This window comes from Agromyces sp. Marseille-P2726 (assembly GCF_902809835.1).
Lineage (GTDB): Bacteria > Actinomycetota > Actinomycetes > Actinomycetales > Microbacteriaceae > Agromyces.
On record NZ_CADDWM010000013.1, the window covers coordinates 76,830 to 103,265 of the forward strand.

A 26,436-nucleotide genomic window follows, 5' to 3' on the forward strand; every position below is an offset into this window, starting at 1 on the left:
CTTCCACGAAAGTTCTGCGTTGAGGCTCAACTGACGAGCTGTGGCTTCAACGCTCGCGCGAAGAAATCCATGAATCCATCGGGATCGGGGCCGTTGTTCGCGAGCACGACGTGGTCGTAGCCGACGCGCTCGTACTCGCGGATCGCGGCGAGGTGCTTCGCGGCATCCGGCCCGCACGGCATCGCCTCGGCGATGTCCTCAGGCCGGACCACCTGCGCCGACGCCTCGAAGTTCACGGGGTTGGGGAGCTCGCTCATCACCTTCCACCCCGTGAGCGACCAGCGGCTCGTCTCGAACGCGGCCTGCACCGCGGCATCCTCGGACTCCGCCCAGGAAAGGCCGACCTCGCCGTAGGTGGGGCCCGTGCCGCCCGCGTCGCGATACGCGCCGACCAGTTGGGGATCGGGGTCGATGCCGAACATGCCGTCTCCGAGCTCGGCCGCGAGTTCCGCGGCATCCGAACCGCCGGCTGCAACCGCGATGAGCGGGAGCTCACCGGGCAGGTCGAAGACGCGAGCGTCTTCGAGGTCGAGCCACTCGCCTCGGTACGACTGGTACCCGCCCTCCCACAGCAGGCGGATGATCTCGAGCGCCTCGCGCAGCATCGCCTGTCGATCGGCGACGGCCGGAAAACCGCGCCCCACGACATGCTCGTTGAGCCGTTCGCCGGAACCGACACCCAGCGTGAACCGGCCGTCGGAGACGAGCGCGAGGGTCGCGGCCGCCTGCGCGATGATCGCCGGGTGGTATCGCACCGTCGGGCAGGTGACGCCGGTGGCGAGGCCGATCGAGTCGGTGCCGGCGGCGATCGCCCCCAGCACGGTCCACGCGAACGGCGAGTGGCCCTGGGAGTCGAGCCACGGGTGGTAGTGGTCGCTGATGTCGACGAAGTCGAATCCGGATGCCTCTGCCAGCTTCGCCTGGCGCACGAGCTCCTGTGGCCCGAAGCCCTCGGCAGAGAGCTTGTACCCGTACTGCATGGATCTCCCCTCGTCGCCAAGCACGCTACGCGCGAGGAATAGGAAGCGGAATGCGGTTGCATCGGCGGCGTCGGACGGCCAAAATGACGGCCGCCAGGCGCGCGGCTGATTGGAACCGCGCCCGCGTTATACGCCTCGCTTCCCGACACCGCAAGGGCCTTCTGCGCGCCGAAGCCCCGAACCTAACGTGATCGACACGAGCAGTGCCGTGCCACGAGCTAGTGCGGCCGACACAGGAAGTGAGTGAACGATGACGAGCAGCACAACGCCCGGATTCCCGGGTTCGAATGACGCTTCACTCGGAGGCTCGACCACGGGAGCGACCTACGGGTCGACAACTCCGGGAGCGCGTGAAGAGGCGTCGAATCTCGCCAGCGAGGCGGGCGACGCCGGGCGCCGGGTCGCGGGTGTCGCCAAGGACGAGACCAAGGCGGTCGGCTCCGAGGTTCGCCGGCAGGCGAGGCGATTCGCCGACCAGGTCGGCGGCGAGGTGCGTCAGCAGGCGGCCCATCAGCAGAGCCGGGCGGCAGGAGGCCTTCGCAACATCGGCGACGAGTTCTCGAACATGGCCAACGGACAGGGCAGTGGTTCCGGGTTCGCCGCTGACGTCGCCCGCGAGGCGGGGAACCGCGTCGGCGCGGTCGCGCAGTGGATCGATGACCGCGACCCGCGCATGATCCTGCACGAGGTCAAGTCGTTCGCACGGCGTCGCCCGGGCGTGTTCCTCGCGATCGCGGTGGGCGCCGGTGTCGTCGTGGGTCGCCTGACCCGCGCACTCGCGCAACCCTCCGACGACTCGGACGGGGCCTCGGGGACGGCCGGGACCATGGGGACGTACGGCACCGCGGGCACCGGGTACGGCGCGACGACCGGCCGGACGGTCGGCGGCGGCGTGACGACGGGCACGACGGGCACCGCGGGTACGACGGGCACGCCCGTCACGAGCGGCGTCCCCGGTGTGACCGGGAGCGAGACGGTGGTGACCGGCGCGGCCGGCGACCCGTCGATCGACCCCGTCACGGGTGAGCCGTGGGCAGAGGGCAGCCCGACCGGCACGAGGGGCGGCCTCTGATGACGAATCTGAACGAACCACGCGCCGGCGCCCACGTCTCGGGCGCCCCAGGCGCGGACCTGCCGACACCGTCGGAGCGGCAGGCCGCGAACACGTCGCTCGGCGACCTGATCGCGGAGGTGAGCCGCGACATCTCGACGCTCATGCGTCAGGAGGTCGAACTCGCCAAGGCCGAACTCCGGAAGACCGCCAAGCAGGCCGGCAAGGGAGCAGGACTCTACGGCGGGGCCGGCGTCGCCGGCTTCCTCGCCCTGCTGTTCGTGTCGATCGCGCTCTGGTGGGCGCTCGGCTACTTCATGGGCAACGCCTGGTCGGCCCTGATCGTGGCGGTGCTGTGGGGCATCGTCGCCGCAGTGCTGTTCTTCACGGGGAAGAAGGAGATCGAGGAGGTCGAGGGCATGCCCCAGACCGTCGAGACGGTCAAGGAGATCCCCGACACGCTGAAGAGGAATGAGGAGAACCGATGAGCAACCCGGATGTCGTCCGCTCGGACGACCCTGATCTGATCCGCGATGACATCGAGCGCACGCGCCGTGAACTCGGACAGGATGTGGATGCGCTCGCCGACAAGGTGAACCCCGCGAAGGCCGCCCAGCGGCAGACGGACAAGGTGCGCCGGGCTGCCGGTCGCCTCAAGGACCGGGTCATGGGCACCGCCTCCGACGTCGGGCACTCGACGCAGGATGCCGTCGGCCATGCCGGCGAGGCCGTCGCCGACGCGCCGCGCAAGGTCGCCTCGGCGACGCAGGGCAACCCGGTCGCAGTGGGCCTCATCGCCTTCGGCGTGGGCCTGCTCGCCGCTTCGCTGATTCCCGCGTCGAGGGCGGAACAGCAGGCCGCCGAGAAGGTGAAGGATGCCGCAGCGCCCCTCGTCGACGAGGCGAAGGACGTGGCCAAGGAATCGGCCGACCACCTCCGCGAGCCCGCGAAGGAGGCCGCCGAGGCGGTCAAGGACCGTGCCAAGGAGGGCGTCGAGACCGTGAAGGAAGAGGGTCAGGACGCCGCATCGCAGGTCCAGACGGACGCGAAGCACGCCGCAGATCGTCAGATGGGCTGACCCGCCTGCAGGATCTCGGATGCCCCGCCCCTTGGAGGGCGGGGCATCCGCATGCCGGCGCCGAAGGTCACGCGTCGGATGCCGCGAAGACGCGCTCGCCCTCGACGAAGGTCTGCAGCACGCGAGTCGCGCCGATCTCGTCGGCCGGCCGGGCGAACGGGTCGCGGTCGAGCACCACGAGGTCGGCGAGCTTGCCCGCCTCGATCGTTCCCGTCTCGTCGAGACGATTCACGTAGGCCGACCCGGCCGTGTAGGCGGTGAGGGAGGCGCCGAGGTCGATCGCCTGCTCGGGAAGGAACGCGTCGTACTCGCCCTCTTCGAACCCGGGCGCGGCGCGCCGATTCACGGCCACGTGGATCGCGGCGAGCGGGTTCGGCGTCGACACCGACCAGTCGCTGCCCGCCGCGAGCACCGCACCCGCGCGGAGCAGATCGCCGAACGGATACTGCCACGCGTCGCGCGGTGAGCCGAGGAACGGGAGCGTGAGCTCGACCATCTGCGGTTCGAGCGCGGCCCACAGCGACTGCATGTTCGCGACGACCCCGAGTTCGCGGAATCGTGCGATGTCGTCGGGATGGATCACCTGCAGGTGCGCGATGTGGTGCCGGCGGTCGTTCCGCCCGTTCGCCGCGATCGCGTGCTCGACGGCGTCGAGGCACTCACGCACGGCGCGATCGCCGATGGCGTGGAAGTGGAGCTGGAACCCGCGGGCGTCGAGCTGCGGCACGGCCCGGTTCAGGATCTCGGGCGGGACGAAGGAGATCCCCGCGTTGTCGGTCGGGTGCCCGTGTCCATCGCAGTAGGGTTCGAGCATCGCCGCCGTGAAGTTCTCGGCGACGCCGTCCTGCATGATCTTGATGCTCGTCGGAGCGAATCGCGGCGAGCGGCCGGCGATCGGCTCGGGCGTCAGGCTCTCGCGGCGTTCGAGGAGCGAGGGAATCTGCTCGAGGCCCGCCGTGCGATCCCACCACAGTGCGCCCACGACACGACCGGTGAGCCTCCCGGATGACGCGGCGGCGAGATAGGCGGGTCCGGGGTCGCCCGCGTCGCCGTAGCTGCCGACGATCGCGTCCTGCCAGGCGGTCACGCCGTGGGCGTGCAGATACTCCTGTCCGAGGAGGAGCGCCTCGGTGAGGGTTTCGAGGCTGGTTTCGGGAAGGTGCCGATTCACGAGGCTCATCGCTCCCTCGTGGAGCGTGCCGGTCGGGTTGCCGTCGTCGTCGCGCTCGATGCGGCCGTCGACTGGGTCGGGCGTGTCCCGGTCGATCCCCGCGAGGCGCATCGCCGCCGAGTTCACCCAGGCGCCGTGCCCGTCGCGGTTCGGCAGGAACGCCGGGCGATCGGGGACGACCGTGTCGAGGGCTGCCGCCGTGGGTGTGCCGCCCGGGAACGCCGACATCTGCCAGCCGCCGCCGAGCACCCACGGCTCATCCGCGTGCTCCTCGGCGTACGAGCCGATGCGCTCCAGGTAGTCGGCCTGGGTGGCGAGCTCCGACAGGTCGCACCGCATGAGGTCGAGGCCGCCCCACACCGGATGCACGTGCGCGTCCTGGAACCCCGGCACCAGCATCCGACCGGTGAGGTCGACGACCTCGGTTCGGGGGCCGACGAGCTCGCGCACGTCGTCGTTCGAGCCGACCGCGACGATGCGCCCGTGCGCCACCGCGACGGCCTGCGCCCGCGAGCGCACGGTGTTCGCGGTGAAGACGGGTCCACCCGTGAAGACGAGGTCGGCGTGTGGCATGGGGATCCCTTCAGTTGCCGGTCATCGTGTCAGTTGCCGGTCATCGTGTCAGTTGCCGGTCATCGTGCGGGCGATCTGCGTCGCCGAATCGCCCGCGCGGCGCAGCACGAGTGCGACCAGGGCCAGCGCGACGAGTGTGAGCACGAGCATGATCGTCGAGACCGACGCGATCTCGGGCCGCAATCCGCTGCGGAGTGCGCTGAGCACGTACACCGGCCAGGGGGTGGTACCCGAGACCTGCACGAACGCGGCGATGATCGTGTTGTCGAGGCTCAGCGTGAACGAGAGCAGGAAGCCCGCGAGCACGGCCGGCATCGCGAGCGGCAGCGTCACCCGGCGGAAGGTGGCGAACGGCTTCGCGTACAGGTCGGCGGACGCCTCCTCGAGCTGGGCGTCGAGACCGACGAGCCGGGCTCGCACGATGTACGAGACCACGGCGGTCGAGAAGAGCGAGTGGCCCACGACGAGTCGCACGATGCCGTCGTTGAAGAGGCCGATGCCGAGGTCCTGGCCGAGGAAGACGAGCCACGGCAGCAGCGCCACCGCGTCGACGATCTCGGGCGTCACCGAGACGAGCAGCAGCAGTCCGATGAACCAGAACACCCACTTGCCCGGATGCCGCGCCATCGCGATGCCGGCCAGGGTGCCGAGCACGGTGGCGACGATCGCCGCGATGAAGCCCGTCTGGATCGACACCCACACCGCGCTCTGGATGGCGGGCTTCTCGAGCAGTGCGGCGAAGCCGTCGAATCCGAAGCCGTCCCAGGCGACGAGCAGCCGCCCGCTGTTGAACGCCGAGATGATGATGACGATGATCGGGGCGAACAGGAAGAGGAAGACGAGCACGCCCCATACGCTCAGCGCGACATCCGACCACGATCTCTTCACGACAGCACCTCCTCGGACTCCCTGGCCGCTTCGGAGGCTCGGTCGCCACCGGTTGCGGCAGCGGGCGCATCGCCGAGCACCAGTCGGTTGCGGGATCGGATCGGCAGCATCACGAGCCAGACGACGAGCGCCCCGACCGCCACGGTCACCATGATCACGAGGATGAGCATCACCGCCATCGCCGAGCCCAGGGCCCAGTTCTGGGCGGCCTGGAACTGACTCGCCACCAGCTGGCCGACCATGTTGCCCTTCGCCCCGCCGAGCACGGTCGCCGTGATGTAGTCGCCCATGAGGGGGATGAAGACGAGGAGCACACCGGCGATGACACCCGGACGCGCCAGGGGCAGCGTGACCCGAAGGAACGTGCGCCACCTGCCGGCGCCGAGGTCCTTCGACGCCTCGCGCACCGGAGTTCCGACGCGATCGAACGCGACGAAGAGCGGCAGGATCATGAGCGGCAGGTAGTTGTACACCACGCCGATGAGCACCGCCGAGCGCGTGTACAGGATGTCGAGCGGACCGCCGATGAGGCCGACATCCTGAAGCAGCGTCGACAGCCAGCCCTCGGGCGCGAGGATCACCTGCCAGCCGATCGTGCGCACGAGGAAGTTCGTCCAGAACGGCACCAGCACGAGCGCGATGAGCAGCCCGCGACGCGACGGCGGCGCCTTCACGGCCATCCAGTACGCGACCGGCAGGCCGATCAGGAGGCAGAGCGCCGTACCGGCGAGGCCGATCCAGAGCGTGTTCAGGAAGGTGGAGAAGAACGTCGGCGAGAGCGCCTCGAGATACCGGTCGAACGAGAGCACGTCGTTCGCGTGCGTGCCGAAGATGCCCGGCTTGTACCCGAAGCTGAACCAGACGACCATCGCCACGGGCGCGACGAAGAAGATGGCGAGCCACGCCCACGCCGGGATGGCGAGGGCGAAGCGCGGCATCCGGGAACTACGCACCAGCGGCGGCCTTGGTCTTGTTCCAGATGTCGACGCGCCGCTGCTGGGCGTCGTTCACCTCGCCCTCGCGCATCGTCTCGATCTGCTCGGGCGTGAAGAACACGAGGTCGAGCATGGGCAGCTCAGCGGCGGCCGCGGCCTCCTCGATGCCGGTCGCGCCCGTGTGGTAGCCGATGTAGTCGAGCTCGGCGAGGGAGTTCTCGGGCTCGAGCACGTAGTTGATGAAGGCGTGGGCGGCCTCGGGGTTGGGAGCGCCCGCCGCGATCGCCCAGTTGTCCATCCAGATCTCGGTCTCGGAGCCCGGGAACACCCACTGCCAGCGGTCGGGATCGGGGCTCTCCAGGATGCCGATGCGCGCGTCGCCGTTCCACACCTGCATCAGCACGTGGGTGCCCTGTGGGATGGCGGCGCCACCCGGGTACGAGTCGAAGGCCGCGAGATTCGGCGCGAGGGTGTTGACGAGGTAGTCCTCAGCGGCGGTCAGGTCGGCCTCGTCGGTGGTGTTCCAGTCGATGCCGTTCGCCCAGAAGTAGATGCCCGTCAGGTCGCCCGGGTCGTCGAGCACGCTCGTCTTGCCGGCGGCCTCGTTCTGGGCGGCGTCGAGGAAGTCGGCCCACGTCGTGAGCGGGCGGGTGATCACGGTCTTGTCGTAGACGTATCCCGTCGTGCCCCACGCCTTGCAGATCGAGTACGCGTTCTCGGGGTCCCAGGCCCGGCCGAGGAACGCCGGGTCCATGAACTCGATGTTCGGGATGAGATCGAGGTTGAGCTCCTGCAGCAGGCCGTTCTCGATCATCTGCGGGATGAAGACGCCGGTCGGCACGACGATGTCGTAGCCCGAGGTGCCCTTGGCCGCGACGAGCTTCGAGATGAGCTCCTCGTTCGAGCCGAACGAGTCGAGCGTGATGTTCGGGCCGAGCTCGTCGGTGAACGCCTCCAGCACGTCGGGGCTGTCGTAGTCGCCCCACGTGTAGATCGACAACTCGTTCTCCAGGGCGCCGCCGGTGGCCTGCGGGGCGCTCGAGGTCCCGCCGCCGGGCGAGCACGCGGCGAGGAGCCCGGTGGCGCCGGCCGCGGCCGCGAAGCTGAGGAAGCGGCGGCGGGAGAGCTCGGAGCGGATCACCTTCGCGGCGCTCTCGCTGGCGAGGATGCGGACTGGAGTGCGGGGTTCGGCCATGTCGGTCTCCGTAGGGGTGCGTGGAACGGGGGTCAGAGTGTGGGCGGCGCGACGTAACCGCCGGCGCTCGCCGCATCGTCGGAGGCGAAGAGCAGCACGCTCGCGGCCTTCCAGGAGCACACCACGGCATCGCCCACGGCGAGGTCGGGCGCCTCGGGGGTCGGCCGGCGCACGATGAGGCTCTGGTCGTCGCCCAGGCCGACGAGGTACTGCATGGTCTCGCCGAGGTGCGCCACGCCGATGACCGTGCCGCGTACGGAGTTGACGGCGTCGAGCGCGTCGGCGGGGGAGCGCCCGTCTGCGACATCCGCCGCGATCTCGACGAACTCGGGACGCACGGCAGCCTGGCCCTGCTGCCCCTCGCCGAGCTCCGAACGGATGCCGCGCACGAGCGCGTGCGGTGAGTCGACCGCCGCGCCGCCCTCGGCGACACGGCCGCGGAAGAAGTTCTGCTGGCCGACGAAGGCCGCGACGTACGCAGACGCGGGCCGGGCGTAGATCGTGTCGGCGTCGGCGAGCTGTTCGATGCGCCCGTCGCGCATGATCGCGATGCGGTCGCTCATGGACAGCGCCTCACCCTGGTCGTGGGTGACGAAGACGAAGGTGATGCCGACACGCGACTGCAGCAGCTTCAACTCGAGCTGCATCTCCTCGCGCAGCTGCCGGTCGAGGGCGCCGAGCGGCTCGTCGAGCAGGAGCACGGCCGGCCGGTTCACGAGTGCGCGGGCGAGGGCGACACGCTGCTGCTGGCCGCCCGAGAGCTGGGCCGGCTTGCGGTCGGCGAAGCGGCGCATCTGCACGAGGTCGAGCGCCTCGACGACCTGCTCACGCAACTGGGCCTTCGGCGTGCGGCGCTGCTGCAGTCCGTAGGCGACGTTCTCGGCGACCGACATGTGCGGGAAGAGCGCGTACGCCTGGAACACGGTGTTCACGTCGCGCCGGTACGGCGGGATGTTCTGCACGGATCGCCCGGAGATGCGGATGTCTCCGGCATCGGGCACCTCGAACCCGGCGATCATGCGCAGCGTGGTGGTCTTGCCGCATCCCGACGGCCCGAGCAACGAGATGAACTCACCCGGTTGGACCGTGAGCGAGACGCCGTCGACCGCGGTGGCCTGCCCGTAGCGCTTGGTCACACCGTCGAGCACCACAGTGCCCTTCGCCTCTGCCGCGTTCGGCAGCGTGCCCGTCGTGGCCTCGGTTGTTGCTGATGACACGTTGGGGGATCCTCCGGGTTCTCGCACAGCTCCGTGCTCCCGGACATTGAAGCATGTAAGCCACGCGGGGTGAGAATCGGCCCGGTTCGCTCCGATCCCAGTGAGTGAGAGCGCGGTTCTTCCGGGCCGCAGAAGAACGACGGAAGTTCACCCCCGGAATCGTCGGTCGCACCCCCGAGGACGGGCGCAGAGTGGATGCCACACAGACCCCGGACGGCGGCGAAGCAGGCGCCGACGGCCGCAACGAAGCATCCGACCGCATCACCGAAGGAGCACCACGATGAGCACGAACCGACCCGGCGACCAGACGCAGACCGCTGCCGAACTGCAGCTCGAATGGGACGCGGACCCCCGCTGGGAGGGCGTCAAGCGCGACTACACCGCCGAAGACGTCATCGCCCTCCGCGGCCCGGTGCGCGAGGAGCGCACCCTCGCGAAGCGCGGCGCCGAGAAGCTGTGGGAGGACATCCGCAGGAACACTGGCACCGCGTTCGAGCCCATGGACGACCCCGAATGGTCGGCGGCGCTCGGCGCTCTCACCGGCAACCAGGCCGTGCAGCAGGTACGCGCGGGCCTCAAGGCGATCTACCTGTCGGGATGGCAGGTCGCCGCCGACGCCAACTTGAGCGGCCAGACCTACCCCGACCAGTCGCTGTACCCCGCGAACTCGGTCCCGGCCGTGGTGCGCCGCATCAACAACGCGCTGCTGCGCGCCGGCCAGGTCGAGCAGGGCGAGGTCTCGACGGGCTCGACCACCGGGAAGGACTGGATGGCGCCCATCGTCGCCGATGCCGAGGCCGGCTTCGGCGGACCGCTCAATGCCTACGAGCTCATGCACCAGATGATCGAGGCCGGCGCGGCCGGCGTGCACTGGGAGGACCAGCTCGCCAGCGAGAAGAAGTGCGGCCACATGGGCGGCAAGGTGCTCGTCCCGACGTCGCAGCACATCCGCACCATCAATGCGGCGCGGCTGGCGGCGGATGTCGCAGGGGTGCCGTCGATCATCATCGCCCGCACCGACGCGCTCGCCGCGACCCTGCTGACGAGCGATCACGATGAGCGCGACCGGCCGTTCGTCACGGGCGAGCGCACTGCCGAGGGCTTCTACGAGGTGCGGAACGGCATCGAGCCGGTCATCGCGCGGGGCCTCGCCTACGCCGAGTACGCCGACCTGCTCTGGGTCGAGTCCGCCGAGCCCGACCTCGACCTCGCCCGCCGCTTCGCCGAGGCGGTGCACGCGAAGTTCCCCGGCAAGCGCCTCTCGTACAACTGCTCGCCCTCCTTCAACTGGAAGCGGCACCTCGACGACGACCAGATCGCGAAGTTCCAGCGCGAGCTCGCGTCGATGGGGTACGCGTTCCAGTTCATCACCCTCGCGGGCTTCCACGCCCTCAACCACTCCATGTTCACGCTCGCCAAGGACTACAGCGAGCGGCACATGAGCGCGTACGTCGAGCTCCAGGAGGCGGAATTCGCCTCGGAGGCATCCGGATACACCGCCACGCGTCACCAGCGCGAGGTCGGCACCGGGTACTTCGACCAGATCGCCACGGCGCTGAACCCCTCGAGCGCCACGCTCGCCCTCGTCGGATCGACCGAGGAAGACCAGTTCACGCACTGACCATCGTCCGCCCACCCCGCTGGGGTTCGTAGGACAAAGGGCAGTCTGTAGGACGTCAGCACGCGCAGATGTCCTACAAACGCTCGAATGTCCTACGAACCCGCTGGGGGCGACGTGAAGGAGACACGACCATGAACACCACGCCCACCATCACGCTCGATCGCGAGCGAACGGATGCCGCGGCATCCGGCCCTCGCTTCGCACCCCGACCGGCGACCGGGAGTTTCCGCACGGTCGAGCCCCGCATCGAGGTCACGGCGCCGCTCGGCCCGCGCTACGACGAGATCCTCACGCCCGAGGCCCTCGCCTTCCTCACGCAGCTGCACGATCGATTCGCGGGCACCCGGCACGAACTGCTCGCTGCGCGCCTGCAGACCCGGGTGGATGCCGCGAACGGGCGCGACCCGAAGTTCCTGCCCGAGACGGAATGGATCCGCAGCGACACCACGTGGCGCGTCGCGGGCGCGGCGCCCGGCCTCGAGGATCGCCGTGTCGAGATCACCGGCCCGACCGACCGGAAGATGGCGATCAACGCGCTGAACTCGGGCGCGAAGGTCTGGCTCGCCGACCAGGAGGATGCCACCAGCCCGACCTGGGCGAACGTGATCGAGGGGCAGCTGTCGCTGTACGACTTCCTCCGCGGCAACCTCGAGTACACGAGCCCCGAGGGCAAGGAGTACCGGGTCACGGCGACGGAGACCCCGACGATCGTCATGCGTCCGCGCGGCTGGCACCTCGTGGAGAAGCACCTGCGGTTCCACGACCGGGCCGGGCGCGACATGCACGCCTCGGGATCGCTCGTCGACTTCGGCCTGTACTTCTTCCACAACGCGAAGGCGCTCATCGAGCAGGGCCGTGGGCCGTACTTCTACCTGGCGAAGCTCGAGTCGCACCGCGAGGCGAAGCTCTGGAACGACATCTTCGTGTTCGCACAGGACGCGCTCGGCGTTCCGCAGGGCACCGTGCGCGCCACCGTGCTGATCGAGACGATCCAGGCGGCGTTCCAGATGGACGAGATCCTGTACGAGCTGCGCGATCACTGCGCGGGCCTGAACGCGGGCCGCTGGGACTACATCTTCTCGATCGTGAAGACGTTCCGCTGCCGAGGACGCCGATGGGTGCTGCCCGACCGGACGTCGATCACCATGACCGCGCCGTTCATGCGGGCGTACACCGAGCTGCTCGTGCAGACGTGCCACAAGCGCGGGGCGCATGCCATCGGCGGCATGAGCGCGTTCATCCCGAACCGCCGCGACCCCGAGGTGACGGAGCGGGCGCTCGCCGCGGTCGCCGCCGACAAGCGGCGCGAGGCCGGCGACGGGTTCGACGGCACGTGGGTCGCGCACCCCGACCTCATCGAGACCGCGCGCGCCGAGTTCGACGCCGTGCTGGGCCACCGGCCGAACCAGGTCGACCGTCTGCGCGACGACGTCGAGGTGACCGCAGCTGAGCTGCTCGACATTCCGTCGGTCGGCGGCGAGGTGACCGAGGCGGGCGTGCACGACAACGTCTCGATCGCGATCCGCTACATCGAGTCGTGGCTGCGCGGTACGGGCGCGGCGGCGATCGACAACCTCATGGAGGATGCCGCGACCGCCGAGATCTCGCGCTCGCAGATCTGGCAGTGGCTGCACGAGAACACCGTCACCGCCGAGGGCACGCGCATCGACCAGACCTCGATCGTGCGCATTATGGCGGCGGCCGTCGCCGAACTGCCGCGCTTCGAGGGGGACCGCTTCGACGACGCGATCTCGGTGTTCCGCAGCGTCGCCCTCGAGCCGGAGTTCCCGACGTTCCTCACAGTCGGGGCGTACGCGCGCTTCCTGTGAGGGCCCGGTCGTCGAGTAGCGCCGGCGCAGCCGACGCGTATCGAGACGGGGTGACGATCTCGATACGCGTCCGCCTTCGGCGGGCGCTACTCGATCACCGGTGGGTGTCCGCCTTCGGCGGGCGCTACTCGATCACCGGGGCGTGTCCGCCTTCGGCGGGCGCTACTCGATCACCGGCGTCGGGCGGCGCTCAGCGCAGCGGCACTCCGACGTCGCTGCCGCCCTCGGGCGTGATGCGCGCGTTCATCTTCACGAGCGAGGGCGCCGGAACGAAGCCGCCCGCGAACAGCGCCTCGCCCTGCCGGAACCACGGCGATCGCGCGAGCAGCGACGCCGGTGCGTACCCGAAGTACGTGCCGAGCTCGTCGAGGTCGAGCGGCGAGGTCATCTTCATGAGCGCCAGGTTGTCGCACTGCGAGATGATGCCCGGGTGCACCTTCGACGGCCGCTGCGTCGAGAGCAGCAGCCACAGCCCGAACTTGCGGCCTTCCGCGGCGATCTGCACGAGGCGCTCCCGCACCGCGACGGCGAGCGGCGAGTCGAGTTGGGGCGAGCACAGGTTGTGCGCCTCGTCGATGACGAGCAGCACGGGCCGGCGTTCCTCGCGTCGCTCCCAGAGGTCGTCGAGCAGCGAGAGGGCGACGACGAGCTGCTGCTCGGGCGTCGAGAATCCGCCGAGGTCGAGCACCGTGGCATCCGGCCGCTCGTCGACGATGTCGGTGACGGCGGGATCGCCCTGAGCCCAGACGCTCCAGTCGAGCACGCCGAGGTTCTCGACGCGCTGGGCGAGCGGGTGCGGACCCGCCTCCGAGGTGGCCGCGGTCAGCATGGGCAGCACCTCGTCGAGCTCGCCGGCCTTCAGCACGTCCTGCATGCGCACGAGGGTGTTGTACTCGTCGCGGTCGATGATCGGATCGAGCCGGAGCACGGCCGCCTTCGACGGCAGCGACATCTCGATGAAGCGCGCTCGCAGCGTCGAACCCGGTTCGCCCTTCGCGCGGAGCACGCGGATGTCGCGCTGGGCGAGCGCGTCCGCGGTGGGCCCCGTCGCTCCGGGCGCGACCTCGCCGAGTCGCACGAAGTCGGAGTTCGGATCGAACACGACGACCGGCAGCGCAGTGTGGGCGATGAGCTGCTCGAGCACGACGCCCAGCGCGTAGGTCTTGCCCGATCCGCTCTGCCCGCACCAGAAGGTGTGCCGATTGAAGCGGTGGGGGAGCAGCCGCGCCGGCCCGCCGGGAGCGGTGAGGTTCGTGCCGACCTCGATGCGGGCCCCCGTAGTGCGGTGCAACGCGTCCACGGTGATCGTGTCGGCCGCTCGCACCGTGGCCGACTCGAACGGATGACTCGATCGCGTGTCGAGCTCGTCTCCGTCGAGCACCCCGAGCAGGCGGCCGCGGGCCAGCGCCGGGGCGTCGTCGCTACGGGACTCGACGAGGGCGAGCTGACGGCCGGCGTCGGAGTCGAGCACGACGAGGGAGCCGGCGATGAACGGCGTGCCCGAGGCATCCCGAATCGTGAAGGACCTGCCGTCGTCGGATCTGGCGACGGTGCCGGTCGGGTCGCGGGGGGCCGTCGGAGCGGTCGAGTCGGGCGCATCCATGCCCCGATCCTCCCACCCGAGCAGGCGGCCTCTGGAAGAATCGGAGACCGTGTCAGAGCTCACCGTCCGGACCGCCGTTCCCGATGACACCGCCGCGCTCGCCGAACTGGCGGCCGAGACGTTTCCGCTGGCCTGCCCGCCGGGAACGACGGCCGCGGCGATCGCCGCGTTCGTCGCCGAGCACCTCACCGCCGCCCGATTCGCCGAGTACGTGCGCGATGAGGCTCGCATGGTGCTCGTCGCGCACGAGTCCGAGCCCCACTCCGGCCTGGTCGGCTATGCCATGCTCATCGCAGATGAGCCGGCCGACAGGGATGCCGCGGCCGCCGTCACGGCGCGGCCCACCATCGAGCTCAGCAAGTTCTACACCCGTGCGGCCGCCCACGGCACCGGGGTGGCCGCCCCACTCCTGACCGCAACGATCGACGTGGCGGCAGCCCGCGGGGCGGCATCGCTCTGGCTCGGCACCAACGAGCGGAATGCGCGCGCTCTCAGGTTCTATGAGAAGCACGGGTTCCGCCGCGTCGGACGCAAGCGCTTCAAGCTCGGTGACCGCCTGGAGCACGACTGGGTCCTCGAGCGGCTCCTCGTGCCCGGCGAGGCGGCCGCCCCCTTGATCCCATGAATTCCTCTGACTAGAGTCAGAGATATGGGTGGGCCGAGAGTCGCCGTGGCGCTGGAATCCGAGGCGATCGGTCGGGTGCGCGCGTTCAACCGCGCGGTTACGACGCGTATCGGCGCGCTGCACGACCACTACCTCGGCAGCTCTCGCTCGCTGGGCAGCTCCCGCGTGTTGTGGGAGGTCGACGACGAGGGCGTCGATATCCGCGACATCCGGGAACGCCTCGAACTCGACAGCGGGTACCTCAGCCGGCTGCTCCGTTCGCTCGAGCGCGAGGGCCTCGTCACCGTGGAGCCGTCCCGCGCCGATACGCGCGTGCGCAGGGTCAGGCTGACCGAGGCGGGCCGTGCCGAACGCGTCGAGCTCGACCGGCGCAGCGACGAGCTCGCCGCGTCGCTGCTCACCCCGTTGAGCGCCGGGCAGCAGCGGCGGCTCGTCGACGCGATGGACACCGTCTCGAGACTGCTCGACGCGGCGCTGGTACAGGTCGAGCCGGCGGATGCCGCGTCGGACGATGCCCGCAGGTGCCTCACCGCCTACTACGATGAGCTCGCCCGCCGCTTCCCGGGCGGATTCGATCCGGGTCTGAGCCTGCACCCCGACACGCACGAGTTCGCCGAGCCGACGGGTGGATTCGTGCTCGCGCGGCTGCACGGTCGGGCGATCGGATGCGGCGCGGTGCTCTTCCACGACGGTGCGCCGGCGTACATCAAGCGCATGTGGGTCGACGACGCCGTGCGCGGCATGGGCGTCGGACGGCGCATCCTCGAGGCGCTCGAGCGGGCGGCGCGCGATCACGGTGCGGCATCCGTCACCCTCGAGACGAATGCGGGCCTGACGGAGGCCTTCGCCATGTACCGGGCGGCGGGCTATGTCGAGGTCGAGCCGTTCAACGACGAGCACTACGCCGACCACTGGTTCGAGAAGCAGCTCGGCTAGCGCGGTTCGAGAAGCGCGGCCGGGGTCAGGGCGCGCTCGCCGGCTCGCTTGGCTCGTCGAGCCGCCCCGCCCACGGCCGCCGGACCCCTATGGCACGGCTCAGCGTACGGGCTGCTGCTCGCCTGCGGGATCGGGCGCCACCCGGAGCACGAGCTTCCCGCGCACGTGTCCCGCCTCGAGAACGCGGTGCGCCTCGGCGCCCTGCTCGAGGGGGAACTCGCGCTCGACGTGCACGCGAACCGCACCATCGTCGATCAGGCCGGTGATGATCTCGAGGGTGCGCGCATCGGGGGAGACCGAGTAACCGGTCGCACGGATGCCGCGAGCCGCCGCCTCCTCGGCCATCGTCGGCCACGCCCCGGTCGGCACGGTGACGATGAGGCCGTTCGGCTCGAGCACGTCGAGCGAGCGCGTGCCCGTGTCGTCGGCGACGTTGCCGATGAGGTCGATCACGACATCCTGCGTTCCGGCCACGTCCTCGAAGCGTTCGGAGCGGTAGTCGATCACGTGATGCGCCCCGAGGCCGCGCACGAAATCGACGTTGTCGGCGGAGCACGTCGCCGTCACCTCGGCGCCGAAGTGCCGGGCGAACTGCACCGCGAAATGCCCCACTCCGCCGGCGCCCGCATGGATGAGCATGCGCCGGCCGTCGCCGACGCCCGCCGTGTCGACGACGGCGCCCCACGCCGTGAGGGCGGCGAGCGGTACCGCGCCCGCCTCGGCGAACCCGAGCGAACGTGGCATCGGCGCGAGGCTCATCGACGAGATCGCGACGTACTCGGCGTAGGTGCCGCTGAGCCGCGGAACGCGGCCCATGCCGTAGACGCGGTCGCCCGGCTGCAGCGGGTGGGCGGCGTACGGCACGGCCTCGACGATGCCCGCCACGTCGTTGCCGAGCACGACGGGAAACGCGTCGATCGCGGCGGCAACGCCGCGGCCCGCCCTCGTCTTGGCATCGATGGGGTTCACCCCGGCGGTCACGACCCGCACGAGCACCTCGTCGCTCACCCGCCTCGCCTTGGGCACCTCGGCGATGTGCAGCTCATCCGCCGCGCCGGTGCGATCGATGACCAGCGCCCGCATCGTGTCCGACATCCTCGTCTCTCCGTTCTCGGCACTTCCCACCACTATGCAGCACGACGCGCCGCGCCCACGTGCGTCCGGGACGCGGGCTTGCAAGGCCGGCGTGCGTCTGGAAAGCAGGGCGACACGCCGGGGCGGCATCCGGAACAGGGGCCTTCGACCCTGCTTCCAGGCACGGCGCCTGCTTCGGCGACGCCGAACGTCAGTGGTGTTCGAGCCATCGCGCGACGCGCTCGCGCAACACCGCCGTCTGGGCAGCCTGGCCGTCATCGCGGGCGGGAATCGCCTCGAGTGAGGCGCCGAGGCCGCCAGCCCAGCGTTCGGCGATCGCGAACGGGTGCACAGGGTCGCGCGGTGCGCCGACGACGAGCGACGGGATGCCGCGAGCGGCGGGTTCGGCGAGTTCGGCGTCGGTCACGAACGCGCGGTTGCGCGGGATCTCGACGAGCCGCATGGCCCGGCGGGCGGCATCGGGCGCTTGGAACTGCGTGAGCAGGGCCTTGGCGCCCGCGGGGGATTCGGCGGCGACGCGCTGGAAGAGCCCGCGCTCCTGGAACTCGACGGCTCCGGCAGGCCCAGCATCGGCGAGGAGTTGACCGATGACGGGGAAGGGCCGCAGGTTGTCGGGCAGCGACCGGTCGTCGAACGCCGGCCGCACGAACACCGCGCGACGAACGGGAAGGAGCCCCTGCAGCATGATGCGCAGGCCGATCGCCGCACCCATCGAGATGCCGATGAGCGTCACCGGCTCGGATGCCGCAGGCCCGCCGCCCTGCCCGGCCTCGGCCATCGCCACCGGAACCCGCTGCGACACCTCGGCTGCGAGCCGGTCGAGGGCGAAGTCAGCCGGCTCGCCGACCTCGAGGAATCCGCCGTGCGCGCGCGTGTCGGGGGCGACGATCAGCTCGTCGACGCCCTCGACCTCCTCGATCATGGACTCGAAGATGCCCAGCGGCTGGCGACGGTCGGACCCGAGTCCGTGCAGGAGTACCGTCGTCACGCCAGCGGGCCCGGCCGGTAGAACGATCGGTACGACGGCTCCTCGCGTGCGACGCCGTCGGGTCGCAGCGCCAGCAGCAACTCGTCGGCGAGCCGCACGAGGATGGCGATCTGGTCATCGTCACGATCGACCCACCGGCACCGGGGCTCGTCGCCGACGGGCCGGAAGTCGTCGTGCTGCTCCCACACGACGAGGGTGCGCTCGGCGCCGAGCACGTACTGCTGCCACCACACCTGCCGCAGGTAGCCGCGCGGGATGCCGCGCCACGGTCGAGACGTCGTCTTGATCTCGCAGAGCACGGGCGTGCCGTCGTCGGCGACGCTGAGGCCGTCGGGCGTTGCGAGATGACGGCGATCGGATGCCGCGTGGAACAGCAGGCTCGACGGCTCGATGCCGTGCGTGCACCGAACCCACTCGGCGATCACGGGCTCGCGCCGGCGACCGTGGTCGGTGAAGCGGCTGCCGCCGAACCCGCCGGTGCCGTGGAGCTTCTCCCACGCGGCCGAGCGGACCGCCGCGCGTGAGGAGAGCTTCGCGGCATCCGTCGCCGTGATGCCGCGCGATCGCTCGCGGATCCATGCCACGCGGTCGTTCGCGTCGGCGACGATGCGCAGTTCGTGTGCATGCCGAACGGGCGGCGGGGGGATGTGGACCGCCGTCGCCGCGCCCTCGAGATCGAAGAGGGCGAAGGGCGTATCGGGCACGGTTCGAGCGTACCCCCGACGGCCGTCGACGGCGTGCCGACATGGCCGCCGCCCGCGTCCCGATGCGAGTCCGGCGGCGCCGGGCGCTCCTCGACGACCGAACGGCGCGTCAGCGCGCCGCGAGCGCGTCGATGCCCTCGGGGGAGAGGGCGTGATGGATCGCGAGCATGCTCGCCCCGAGCACGCCCGCATTCTCGGCTGCCGCCGACTGCACGATGGCGAGGTGCTCGGTCGCGAGCGGCATCGAGCGCGTGTAGACCACCTCACGCACGCCGGCGATGAGGTGCTCGCCTGCCCTCGCCATCGAGCCGCCGATCGCGATGACCGACGGATTGATCAGGCTGACGCATGCGGTGAGGACCTCGCCGATGTCGCGGCCCGCCTGCCGCACCGCCTGGATCGCGGCGAGGTCGCCGCGCTTCACGAGGTCGACGACGTCGTTGCCCGAGTGCACCGCCACGCCCTCCTCCCGCAGGGCCCGCGCGATCGCCGGACCTGACGCGAGCGCCTCGAGGCATCCCCGGTTGCCGCAGTGGCACGGAACATCGGCGCCACGAGCCACGCGCACGTGGCCGATGTCGCCTGCGATGCCCTGCGCCCCCCGCTGCAGCAGTCCGCCGGAGATGATGCCCGAGCCGATGCCGGTGGCGACCTTCACGAAGACCATGTGCTCGACGTGGGGCCACGCGAGGGCACGCTCACCGAGCGCCATGATGTTCACGTCGTTGTCGACGAGCACGGGCACCTCGAGGTGCTGCTGCACCCACCCGGGCACGTCGAAACGATCCCAGCCGGGCATGATCGGCGGGTTCACGGGTCGTCCGCTCGAGTGCTCCACCGGCCCCGGAACGCCGATGCCGATGGCGGCCAGTTCGTGCCGGTCGCGACCGAGCTGCTGGATCAGTGCCAGCCCCGCCTCGACCATCCAGCCCAGCACCGCCTCGGGCCCCTGGGCGATGTCGAGGCGTTCGCTTCGCTCGGCGAGGGGCGAGCCGGCCAGGTCGGAGACCGCGATCGTGGCGTGCGACGCGCCGAGGTCGGCGGCCAGCACGATGCGCGCTGCGGGATTCAGGGCGAACTGCGAGGGCGGACGTCCGCCGGTGGATGCGGCATCGGCCACCGGCGTGACGAGACCGAGCTGCATGAGCTCGTCGACCCGAGCCGCCACGGTGGAGCGGGCGAGGCCGGTCGACTGGGCGAGCGACGCGCGCGTGCGAGGAACACCGTCACGCAGCAGCTGGAAGAGCTCGCTCGCTCCTGACGTGCCGAGTGCCGATCCTCGGCTGATGTCGACCATTCTCCGAGTAAAGCACACGCAGAACCCGGGGTGGCCGATAACGAAGGTGTCACAAGGCAAACAACTTTTATCAATCGGGTAGCAGAAGTTGTACGCCCTGTGTCAGCATGGCCGTCATGACATCGCACGTCATCGCCCCGACCGCCACGCTGCGTGCCGGCTTCGTCGGCGGCGGCTTCATGGCTGCCGTGCACTCCCGAGGCGCTCGGGCCGCAGGGGCCGGGCTCGCCGGTGCGGCATCCTCGTCGCCGCGAAGCGCCCGCTCCGCCGCCGACCGCCTCGGCCTCGACACGGCGTTCGACTCCGTCGATGCGCTCATCGCCGATGCCGACATCGACGTGATCCACATCTGCACGCCCAACACCACGCACGCCTCGATCGCCCGCGCCGCACTCGAGGCCGGCAAGCACGTCATCTGCGAGAAGCCGCTCGCCACGACATCGGCGGATGCCGCGGCGCTCGTCGAACTCGCTGCCGAGCGCGGGCTCGTGGCCGCCGTCCCCTTCGTGTACCGGTTCCACCCCATGGCGCGCGAGGCTCGCGCCCGCGTCGCCCGCGGCGAGAGCGGGCGGCTGCTGAGCGTGCACGGCGCCTACCTGCAGGACTGGCTCTCCGACAGGCACGACGACGACTGGCGGGTCGATGTCGCCCTCGGCGGACCGTCGCGCGCCTTCGCCGACATCGGCTCGCACCTCGTCGACCTCGCGGAATTCGTCTCGGGCGACCGCATCGTGCGACTCAACGCCTCGACGCGCACCGTGTACGAGAAGCGCTCCACGAACGCCGACATCGCCACCGAGGACCTGGTCGCCGTGGTCATCGAACTCGCCTCCGGTGCCGTCGGCACCCTGCTGGTGTCGCAGGTCGCCCCGGGCCACAAGAACGGCCTGTCCGTCGAACTGTCGGGCACCGACGCGAGCATCCGCTTCGAGCAGGAGCACCCCGAGCAGCTCTGGATCGGCAGGACCGATGCCTCGAGCATCGTCGAACGTGATCCGGCCCGTCTCGCACCCGACGCCGCTCGGCTCGCGATCGTGCCGGCGGGGCATCCGATGGGCTACCAGGACGCGTTCAACGCGTTCATCGCCGATGCGTACGCCGCGATCGGCGGGGCATCCCCCGAGGGGCTCCCGAACTTCGATGACGGATTGCGCGCGGTGCGAGTGACCGAGGCCGTGCTCGCCTCCGCGGCATCCGGCACCTGGCAGGAGGTGGCCGCATGAACGCCGACGCACCCATGCCGCGCTCGTCGACCTCAGCGAGCGCGCTCGAGCAGGCCGAGCCGGTGCTCGTCGCCGAGGGACTCGAGAAGTCGTTCTTCGGCGTCACGGTGCTGCGCGATGTCGGGCTCACGCTGCGGCCCGGCGAGGTGCACGGCCTCGTCGGCGAGAACGGCGCGGGCAAGTCGACCTTCATGAAGATCCTCGCGGGCGTCTACGAGCGCGACGCCGGCACCATCACGCTCGGGGGCCAGGAGGTCAGCTTCCATCACCCCGTCGAGGCCGCGCGCGCCGGGCTCGCCACGGTGTTCCAGGAGTTCAACCTGCTGCCCGAGCGCACCGTCGCGCAGAACGTCTTCCTCGGACGAGAGCCGCGCAAGGGCGGGTTCGTCGACCGCAAGGCGATGGTCCGCTCCACGCGCGCGCTGCTCGACGAGCTCGGCATCGAGGGCGTCGATCCCGATGCGCCTGTGCGCACCCTCACCGTCGCAGAGCAGCAGATCGTCGAGATCGTGAAGGCGCTCTCGGTCGACGCGCGGGTGATCCAGATGGACGAACCGACCGCGGCCCTCGCCGACCACGAGGTCGAGTTGCTCTATGCGATCGTCCGCCGCCTCCAGGAGCGCGGTGTCGCCATCCTCTACGTCTCGCACCGGCTGAAGGAGATCTTCGACCTCTGCGACACCATCACCGTGCTGAAGGACGGCGCCCTGGTCTCGACGGGGCCGGCGTCGGAGCTCGACACCGACGAGCTCGTTCGCCGCATGGTCGGCCGCCCGATCTCCGCGTACTTCCCCGATGCCGAGGAGGGCACGGAGGTGGGCGAGCCGCGCCTCGAGCTGCGCGGCGTCGGCAACGGGTACGTCGACGGCATCGACCTCGAACTGCGGGCCGGCGAGATCGTCGGCGTGGCCGGCCTGCAGGGCTCGGGCCGCACCGAACTCGTCGAGGGCGTGTTCGGCGTCGTGCCCTTCACCCGCGGCGAGATGCTGCTCGACGGCAAGCCGGTGCGCATGACATCGCCGCGTCAGGCCGTGAAGGCGGGCGTCGCGCTCATCACCGAGGATCGGAAGGCCCAGGGGCTCGCGCTGAACCAGTCGGTCGCCGACAACGCGCTGCTCGTGATCCGGTCGGTGTTCGCCCGCCGCACGACAGCGGTGCGTCGTGAGCTGCCCGGTGTGCTCTCGTCGCTCGAGGTCGCGTCGCGAGGCGTCGACCAAGAGGTGCAGTACCTCTCGGGCGGCAACCAGCAGAAGGTCGTGCTGGCGAAATGGCTCGCGACGAACCCACGCGTCGTGCTCCTCGACGAGCCGACGCGCGGCATCGACGTGGGGGCCAAGGTCGCCGTCTACAAGCTCATGCGCCGTCTCGCCAAGGAGGGGGTCGCGATCCTCATGATCTCCTCCGAGCTGCCCGAGGTCATCGGCATGTCCGACCGCATCATCGTGATGCACGACGGCCGCGCATCCGCCGAGCTGCCCGCCCGCAGCGACGAGGCGACGATCCTCTCGGCCGCGACCGGAACGCTCCGCGTGGGCGGGGAGGAGGCGCTGTGAGCACCACGACGACCCCGGCCCCGACGCCGGCGCGGCGAGGCCGCCGCCGCCTCGACGCGAGCCTCATCGTGGGGATCGCGCTCATCGGAGTCATCGTCATCGGCGCCATCCTGGTCGCGAGTGTCGGCCGCAACTTCTTCAGCGCTGGCAACATCCGCGACATCCTCACCGGCATGAGCGTGCTCGGATTCGTCGCGATCGGCCAGACCTTCGTGATCCTCTGCGCATCGCTCGACCTTTCGGTCCCCTACGTCGTGAGCCTCTCGAGCCTCATCGCGGCCGACCTCATGGCGGGCAACCCGGCGAACATCCCCATCGCGGTGCTCGCCGTGCTCGCGTTCGCCGTGATCGTCGGACTCGCGAACGGGCTCATCGTCTCGAAGCTCCGGGTGAACGGGTTCATCGCCACACTCGGTACGGGTCTCATCATCAAGGGCTACCTCGATACGAACTACAAGGGCACGAGCGGGCTCGTGCCGCCCGAGTTCCAGTACATCGGCGCGACGGGAGTCGGGCCCGTCCCGATCTCGACGATCATCATGCTCGCCGTCGCCGTCGTCGCCGCGTTCTACCTCGCCCGCACCCGCACCGGGAACCACATGTTCGCGGTCGGCGGCAACGAGCAGGTGGCGCGTCTGAGCGGCATCCGCACCGCTCGCCCGCTGATCGTCGCGCACGTGCTCTGCTCGGTGACCGCCGCCCTTGCGGGGCTCCTGCTCGCCAGCCGCCTCGGTGTCGGCAGCCCGACGGTCGGCACCCAGGGTGGCTACGATCTGCTCTCCATCGCGGCGGTCGTGCTCGGCGGCACCCTGCTCATGGGTGGTCGCGGTTCGATCTGGGGAACGATCGGCGGCGTCGCGATCTTCGCCGTCGTCGACAACGTCATGAGCGTCATGCAGGTCAACCCGTTCCTGAAGGACGTCGTGCGAGGCATCGTCATCGTCGCGGCCGTGGCCGTCTACACGGCTCGGGTCACCGAGCGTCGTCGGCCGCGCTTCACCGCTTCAGGAGCGACGGATGCCTCGGGCGGCGGCATCGCACGAGGGGAAGGCCCGGGCGGCGGCAACGCGGGCGTGGGTACGACCGCCGTCGAACGCAGCCAGGAGGAGCAGTCATGAGCGCCGTGACATCCGAATCGCCGACCTTCGGCCGTCGCCTCGCCGGATTCGCTCGCGTGCTGATCAGCCCGCGGGGTGCCGTGTTCCTCCTGCTCATCGTGCTGCTCGTCGCCATCACGGTGCTGAACCCGTCGTTCGCCGACCCCTCTCAGCTGATCCGGTTCGTGCAGCGCGTGGCGCCGGTGGCGATCGTGGCGATCGGCCAGTACTTCGTGATCGTGGGCGGCGAGTTCGACCTGTCGATGGGCTCGGTGGTCACGGCACAGGTGGTGATCGCCGGCAACCTCATCGGGCAGAACGACGCCAACTCGATCCCCGTGCTGCTGTTCATGCTCGCGTTCGGCGCGTTCATCGGGCTCGTGAACGGCCTCATCGTCTCGTTCCTCAAGGTGCCGAGCTTCATCGTCACCCTGGGCATGATGCTCGCCCTCCTCGGCGCCACGCTCTACTGGACCGGCGGCGCGGCGACCGGCAACCCGGCCGACAGCTTCCGCCAGATCGGCCGGGGCGGCATCCGCGACCTTCCCGTGATCGACATCCTCCCGTGGTCGGTGGTGATCCTCGTGGTGGTCCTCGCGGTCGCCGTCTGGTTCGCGCGTCGGCCGTTCGGTCGCACGATCATCGCCCTCGGCGACAACCCAACGGCCGCCCGGTTCTCGGGCACGCGCAGCTGGTGGGTGAAGACGTCGACCTTCATCATCTCGTCGCTCTCGGCGACGGTCGCGGGGGTGCTCCTCGTCGGCTACGCGGGCGTGCACCCGAGCGTCGGCCGCGGTTACGAGTTCACCGCGATCACCGCGGTCGTGCTCGGCGGTGTCGTGCTCGGCGGCGGGCGAGGCTGGGTCGTCGCGGCAGCGGCCGGCGCGTTCGCCCTCGAGGCCCTGTTCACGCTGCTGAACTTCGCCGGCGTGCCCTCGACGTACCGCGATGCGGTGCAGGGCGCCATCATCATCTTGGCCGTCGCCTACGCAGCGACGACCTTCCGCGCTCGGCGTCGTGGCCGCGCGCTCGAGACTTCGCCCGTTGCTTCAACCGGTGCGAAGGGGCCCGATCCGAACCCGGATCCTGCTCACCCTGCCCCCAACCCCTCCACGCAGAGGGCTGACAACGAAACCAAGGGAGGTTCGTGATGCGACGCAGGTTCACTGTGGCATCCGCCATGGTCGGCGCTCTCGCGCTGTTCACGCTCGCCGGCTGTACCACCGATCCCAACGTCGGTCCGGCGACCGACAACGCCGCACCCACCGAGGAGGAGGAGGTCGAGTGGTTCGACCAGGAGCTCTTCGACAAGCAGGACGCGGAGCGCGACGTCGTTCCCGAGGGTCCTGAAGACCAGCCGTGGCTCCAGATGATCAACCCCGAGATGGTCGACACCGCGCAGTTCGCCAGCACGGGCCCGAAGAAGGCGTGCTTCGCCAACGCCTCCATCTCGAACCCGTGGCGGCAGACCGGCTGGATCACGATGAACCAGCAGTTGCAGGTGCTGCAGCAGGCCGGCGCCATCTCCGAGATGGAGACGCGCGACGCGCAGGACTCCGATGACACGCAGATCGCCGACATCGACTACTTCATCAACGAGGGCAACTGCGACGTCTTCATCATCTCGCCGAACTCGACCGCGGCGATGACGCCCGCGGTCGAGCGCGCCTGCGACACCGGCAAGCCCGTGATCGTCTTCGACCGCGGCGTGCAGACCGACTGCCCGGTCACGTTCATCCACCCGATCGGTGGATTCGCGTGGGGCATCGACACGGCCGAGTTCCTCATCGACGAGCTCGAGGAGGGCGACAAGGTGGTGGCACTCCGCATCCTCCCGGGTGTCGACGTGCTCGAGCAGCGCTGGGCCGCGGCCGAGAAGCTGTTCGACGAGGCCGGCATCGAGGCGGTCGACTACTTCACCGGTGCCGACCCCGCCGAGATCAAGAAGATCATCTCCGACGAGCTCGCCAAGGGCGACGTGCAGGGCGTGTGGATGGATGCCGGTGACGGCGCCGTCGCGGCCATCGAGGCGTTCGAGGACGCCGGCGTCGACTACCCCGTGATGACGGGCGAGGACGAGATGAGCTTCCTCCGTAAGTGGAAGGAGACGGGACTCACCGGTCTCGCCCCCGTGTACTCCAACTTCCAGTGGCGCACGCCGCTGCTCGCCGCGCAGATGATCTTCGCGGGCCAGCAGGTGCCGAAGGAGTGGGTGCTCCCGCAGGAGCCGATCCCCGCTGAGGAGGTCGACCAGTACCTCGCGGCCAACGAGGGCATGCCCGACGGCCACTACGCGAAGTTCGGCGGCGAGGACCTGCCCGGCTACCCGCAGGTCTGGCAGGATCGGGTGATCCCGTAGCCGAATCGGTGATCGAGGAGCGACTGCCGCAGGTGGACGCGTATCGAGATCGGTGTCCGGTGATCGAGTAGCGACCGCCGCAGGTGGACGCGTATCGAGATCGGTGTCCGGTGATCGAGTAGCGACCGCCGCAGGTGGCCGCGTATCGAGATCGGTGCCCGGTGATCGAGTAGCGACCGCCGCAGGTGGACGCGTATCGAGATCGGCCGGCTTGGTCTCGATACGCGTCGCCAAGGCGGCGCTACTCGACCACCGTGCGTCGCCAAGGCGGCGCTACTCGACCACCGTGCGTCGCCAAGGCGGCGCTACTCGACCACCGTGCGTCGCCAGGGCGGCGCTACTCGACCACCGGGCGTGGCCAGGGCGGCGCTACTCGACCACCGGGCGTCGCCAGGGCGGCGCTACTCGACCACCGGGC

23 protein-coding genes are annotated in these 26,436 nt (G+C 70.1%); 12 read left to right on the forward strand and 11 right to left on the reverse strand.

The genetic code is table 11. The features are described 5' to 3' along the window. Positions 1 to 26: 26 nt before the first annotated feature. Entirely contained in the window at positions 27 to 980 is a 954-nt protein-coding gene (locus HUS56_RS08415) for a TIGR03557 family F420-dependent LLM class oxidoreductase (RefSeq protein ID WP_173922965.1), read from the reverse strand. Between the two features lie 250 nt (positions 981 to 1,230). Between HUS56_RS08415 and HUS56_RS08420 the strand changes: the two genes are divergently transcribed. Genes HUS56_RS08420 through HUS56_RS08430 form a run of 3 tightly spaced genes read left to right on the forward strand, consistent with a single transcriptional unit; the run spans position 1,231 to position 3,109 of the window. Beyond that, complete coding sequence (locus tag HUS56_RS08420) at positions 1,231 to 2,052, forward strand: hypothetical protein (protein ID WP_173922966.1); 822 nt, start codon at positions 1,231 to 1,233, stop codon at positions 2,050 to 2,052. Beyond that, positions 2,052 to 2,519: a phage holin family protein gene (locus HUS56_RS08425; protein WP_173922967.1), complete on the forward strand. Its 468-nt coding sequence runs from the start codon at positions 2,052 to 2,054 to the stop codon at positions 2,517 to 2,519. Before HUS56_RS08420 ends, HUS56_RS08425 begins: the two co-directional genes overlap by 1 nt. Beyond that, on the forward strand, positions 2,516 to 3,109 hold the full coding sequence (locus tag HUS56_RS08430; RefSeq protein WP_173922968.1) for a DUF3618 domain-containing protein: 594 nt from the start codon (positions 2,516 to 2,518) through the stop codon (positions 3,107 to 3,109). Before HUS56_RS08425 ends, HUS56_RS08430 begins: the two co-directional genes overlap by 4 nt. A 67-nt stretch (positions 3,110 to 3,176) precedes the next feature. On the opposite strand, the gene HUS56_RS08435 is transcribed toward HUS56_RS08430, so the two are convergent. Genes HUS56_RS08435 through HUS56_RS08455 form a run of 5 tightly spaced genes read right to left on the reverse strand, consistent with a single transcriptional unit; the run spans position 3,177 to position 9,088 of the window. Continuing rightward, positions 3,177 to 4,853 carry an amidohydrolase gene (locus tag HUS56_RS08435; RefSeq protein WP_173922969.1) on the reverse strand — a complete coding sequence of 559 codons (1,677 nt, stop codon included), beginning with the start codon at positions 4,851 to 4,853 and terminating at the stop codon, positions 3,177 to 3,179. Positions 4,854 to 4,901: 48 nt separating this feature from the next. Next, complete coding sequence (locus HUS56_RS08440) at positions 4,902 to 5,741, reverse strand: ABC transporter permease (RefSeq protein WP_173922970.1); 840 nt, start codon at positions 5,739 to 5,741, stop codon at positions 4,902 to 4,904. Continuing rightward, positions 5,738 to 6,679: an ABC transporter permease gene (locus HUS56_RS08445; RefSeq protein ID WP_173923159.1), complete on the reverse strand. Its 942-nt coding sequence runs from the start codon at positions 6,677 to 6,679 to the stop codon at positions 5,738 to 5,740. The genes HUS56_RS08440 and HUS56_RS08445 overlap by 4 nt, the downstream gene beginning before the upstream one ends. A 7-nt stretch (positions 6,680 to 6,686) precedes the next feature. Continuing rightward, on the reverse strand, positions 6,687 to 7,871 hold the full coding sequence (locus HUS56_RS08450) for a spermidine/putrescine ABC transporter substrate-binding protein (RefSeq protein ID WP_173922971.1): 1,185 nt from the start codon (positions 7,869 to 7,871) through the stop codon (positions 6,687 to 6,689). Positions 7,872 to 7,903: 32 nt separating this feature from the next. Continuing rightward, on the reverse strand, positions 7,904 to 9,088 hold the full coding sequence (locus HUS56_RS08455) for an ABC transporter ATP-binding protein (protein ID WP_173922972.1): 1,185 nt from the start codon (positions 9,086 to 9,088) through the stop codon (positions 7,904 to 7,906). A gap of 280 nt (positions 9,089 to 9,368) precedes the next feature. Between HUS56_RS08455 and aceA the strand changes: the two genes are divergently transcribed. Continuing rightward, positions 9,369 to 10,709, forward strand: coding sequence for an isocitrate lyase (gene aceA / locus HUS56_RS08460; RefSeq protein ID WP_173922973.1), 1,341 nt, complete (start codon positions 9,369 to 9,371; stop codon positions 10,707 to 10,709). Positions 10,710 to 10,840: 131 nt separating this feature from the next. Next, positions 10,841 to 12,538 (forward strand): malate synthase A, encoded by a 1,698-nt coding sequence (gene aceB, locus HUS56_RS08465; RefSeq protein ID WP_173922974.1) that lies wholly within the window; start codon positions 10,841 to 10,843, stop codon positions 12,536 to 12,538. Between the two features lie 190 nt (positions 12,539 to 12,728). On the opposite strand, the gene HUS56_RS08470 is transcribed toward aceB, so the two are convergent. Then, on the reverse strand, positions 12,729 to 14,141 hold the full coding sequence (locus HUS56_RS08470) for an ATP-binding protein (protein WP_173922975.1): 1,413 nt from the start codon (positions 14,139 to 14,141) through the stop codon (positions 12,729 to 12,731). Between the two features lie 49 nt (positions 14,142 to 14,190). Between HUS56_RS08470 and HUS56_RS08475 the strand changes: the two genes are divergently transcribed. Continuing rightward, positions 14,191 to 14,766, forward strand: a complete 576-nt coding sequence (locus HUS56_RS08475) for a GNAT family N-acetyltransferase (RefSeq protein ID WP_254431362.1) — start codon at positions 14,191 to 14,193, stop codon at positions 14,764 to 14,766. A 24-nt stretch (positions 14,767 to 14,790) separates the two neighbouring features. Then, complete coding sequence (locus HUS56_RS08480) at positions 14,791 to 15,702, forward strand: helix-turn-helix domain-containing GNAT family N-acetyltransferase (protein ID WP_217423966.1); 912 nt, start codon at positions 14,791 to 14,793, stop codon at positions 15,700 to 15,702. Positions 15,703 to 15,801: 99 nt separating this feature from the next. Here HUS56_RS08480 and HUS56_RS08485 read toward each other — a convergent pair whose 3' ends face one another. From HUS56_RS08485 to HUS56_RS08500, 4 genes are all read right to left on the reverse strand, one after another. After that, on the reverse strand, positions 15,802 to 16,797 hold the full coding sequence (locus tag HUS56_RS08485; RefSeq protein WP_173922977.1) for an NADP-dependent oxidoreductase: 996 nt from the start codon (positions 16,795 to 16,797) through the stop codon (positions 15,802 to 15,804). Positions 16,798 to 16,987: 190 nt separating this feature from the next. Further along, positions 16,988 to 17,785 carry an alpha/beta fold hydrolase gene (locus tag HUS56_RS08490; protein WP_173922978.1) on the reverse strand — a complete coding sequence of 266 codons (798 nt, stop codon included), beginning with the start codon at positions 17,783 to 17,785 and terminating at the stop codon, positions 16,988 to 16,990. Then, the gene (locus HUS56_RS08495; protein ID WP_254431384.1) at positions 17,782 to 18,432 is read right to left on the reverse strand and encodes a YqaJ viral recombinase family protein; all 651 of its coding nucleotides are present in this window, start codon (positions 18,430 to 18,432) and stop codon (positions 17,782 to 17,784) included. Before HUS56_RS08495 ends, HUS56_RS08490 begins: the two co-directional genes overlap by 4 nt. Before the next feature lie 166 nt (positions 18,433 to 18,598). Continuing rightward, positions 18,599 to 19,786, reverse strand: a complete 1,188-nt coding sequence (locus tag HUS56_RS08500; protein ID WP_173922980.1) for an ROK family transcriptional regulator — start codon at positions 19,784 to 19,786, stop codon at positions 18,599 to 18,601. Positions 19,787 to 19,902: 116 nt separating this feature from the next. On the opposite strand from HUS56_RS08500, the gene HUS56_RS08505 reads away from it, so the two are divergent. Genes HUS56_RS08505 through HUS56_RS08525 form a run of 5 tightly spaced genes read left to right on the forward strand, consistent with a single transcriptional unit; the run spans position 19,903 to position 26,018 of the window. Beyond that, on the forward strand, positions 19,903 to 21,009 hold the full coding sequence (locus tag HUS56_RS08505) for a Gfo/Idh/MocA family protein (RefSeq protein ID WP_173922981.1): 1,107 nt from the start codon (positions 19,903 to 19,905) through the stop codon (positions 21,007 to 21,009). Next, positions 21,006 to 22,562 carry a sugar ABC transporter ATP-binding protein gene (locus tag HUS56_RS08510; protein WP_254431363.1) on the forward strand — a complete coding sequence of 519 codons (1,557 nt, stop codon included), beginning with the start codon at positions 21,006 to 21,008 and terminating at the stop codon, positions 22,560 to 22,562. The genes HUS56_RS08505 and HUS56_RS08510 overlap by 4 nt, the downstream gene beginning before the upstream one ends. Continuing rightward, positions 22,559 to 23,680 carry an ABC transporter permease gene (locus HUS56_RS08515; protein WP_173922982.1) on the forward strand — a complete coding sequence of 374 codons (1,122 nt, stop codon included), beginning with the start codon at positions 22,559 to 22,561 and terminating at the stop codon, positions 23,678 to 23,680. The genes HUS56_RS08510 and HUS56_RS08515 overlap by 4 nt, the downstream gene beginning before the upstream one ends. Then, on the forward strand, positions 23,677 to 24,810 hold the full coding sequence (locus tag HUS56_RS08520) for an ABC transporter permease (RefSeq protein ID WP_173922983.1): 1,134 nt from the start codon (positions 23,677 to 23,679) through the stop codon (positions 24,808 to 24,810). Before HUS56_RS08515 ends, HUS56_RS08520 begins: the two co-directional genes overlap by 4 nt. Then, a complete protein-coding gene (locus tag HUS56_RS08525; RefSeq protein WP_173922984.1) occupies positions 24,810 to 26,018 on the forward strand; it encodes a substrate-binding domain-containing protein in 1,209 nt (402 codons plus the stop codon). Before HUS56_RS08520 ends, HUS56_RS08525 begins: the two co-directional genes overlap by 1 nt. Positions 26,019 to 26,436 lie beyond the last annotated feature (418 nt).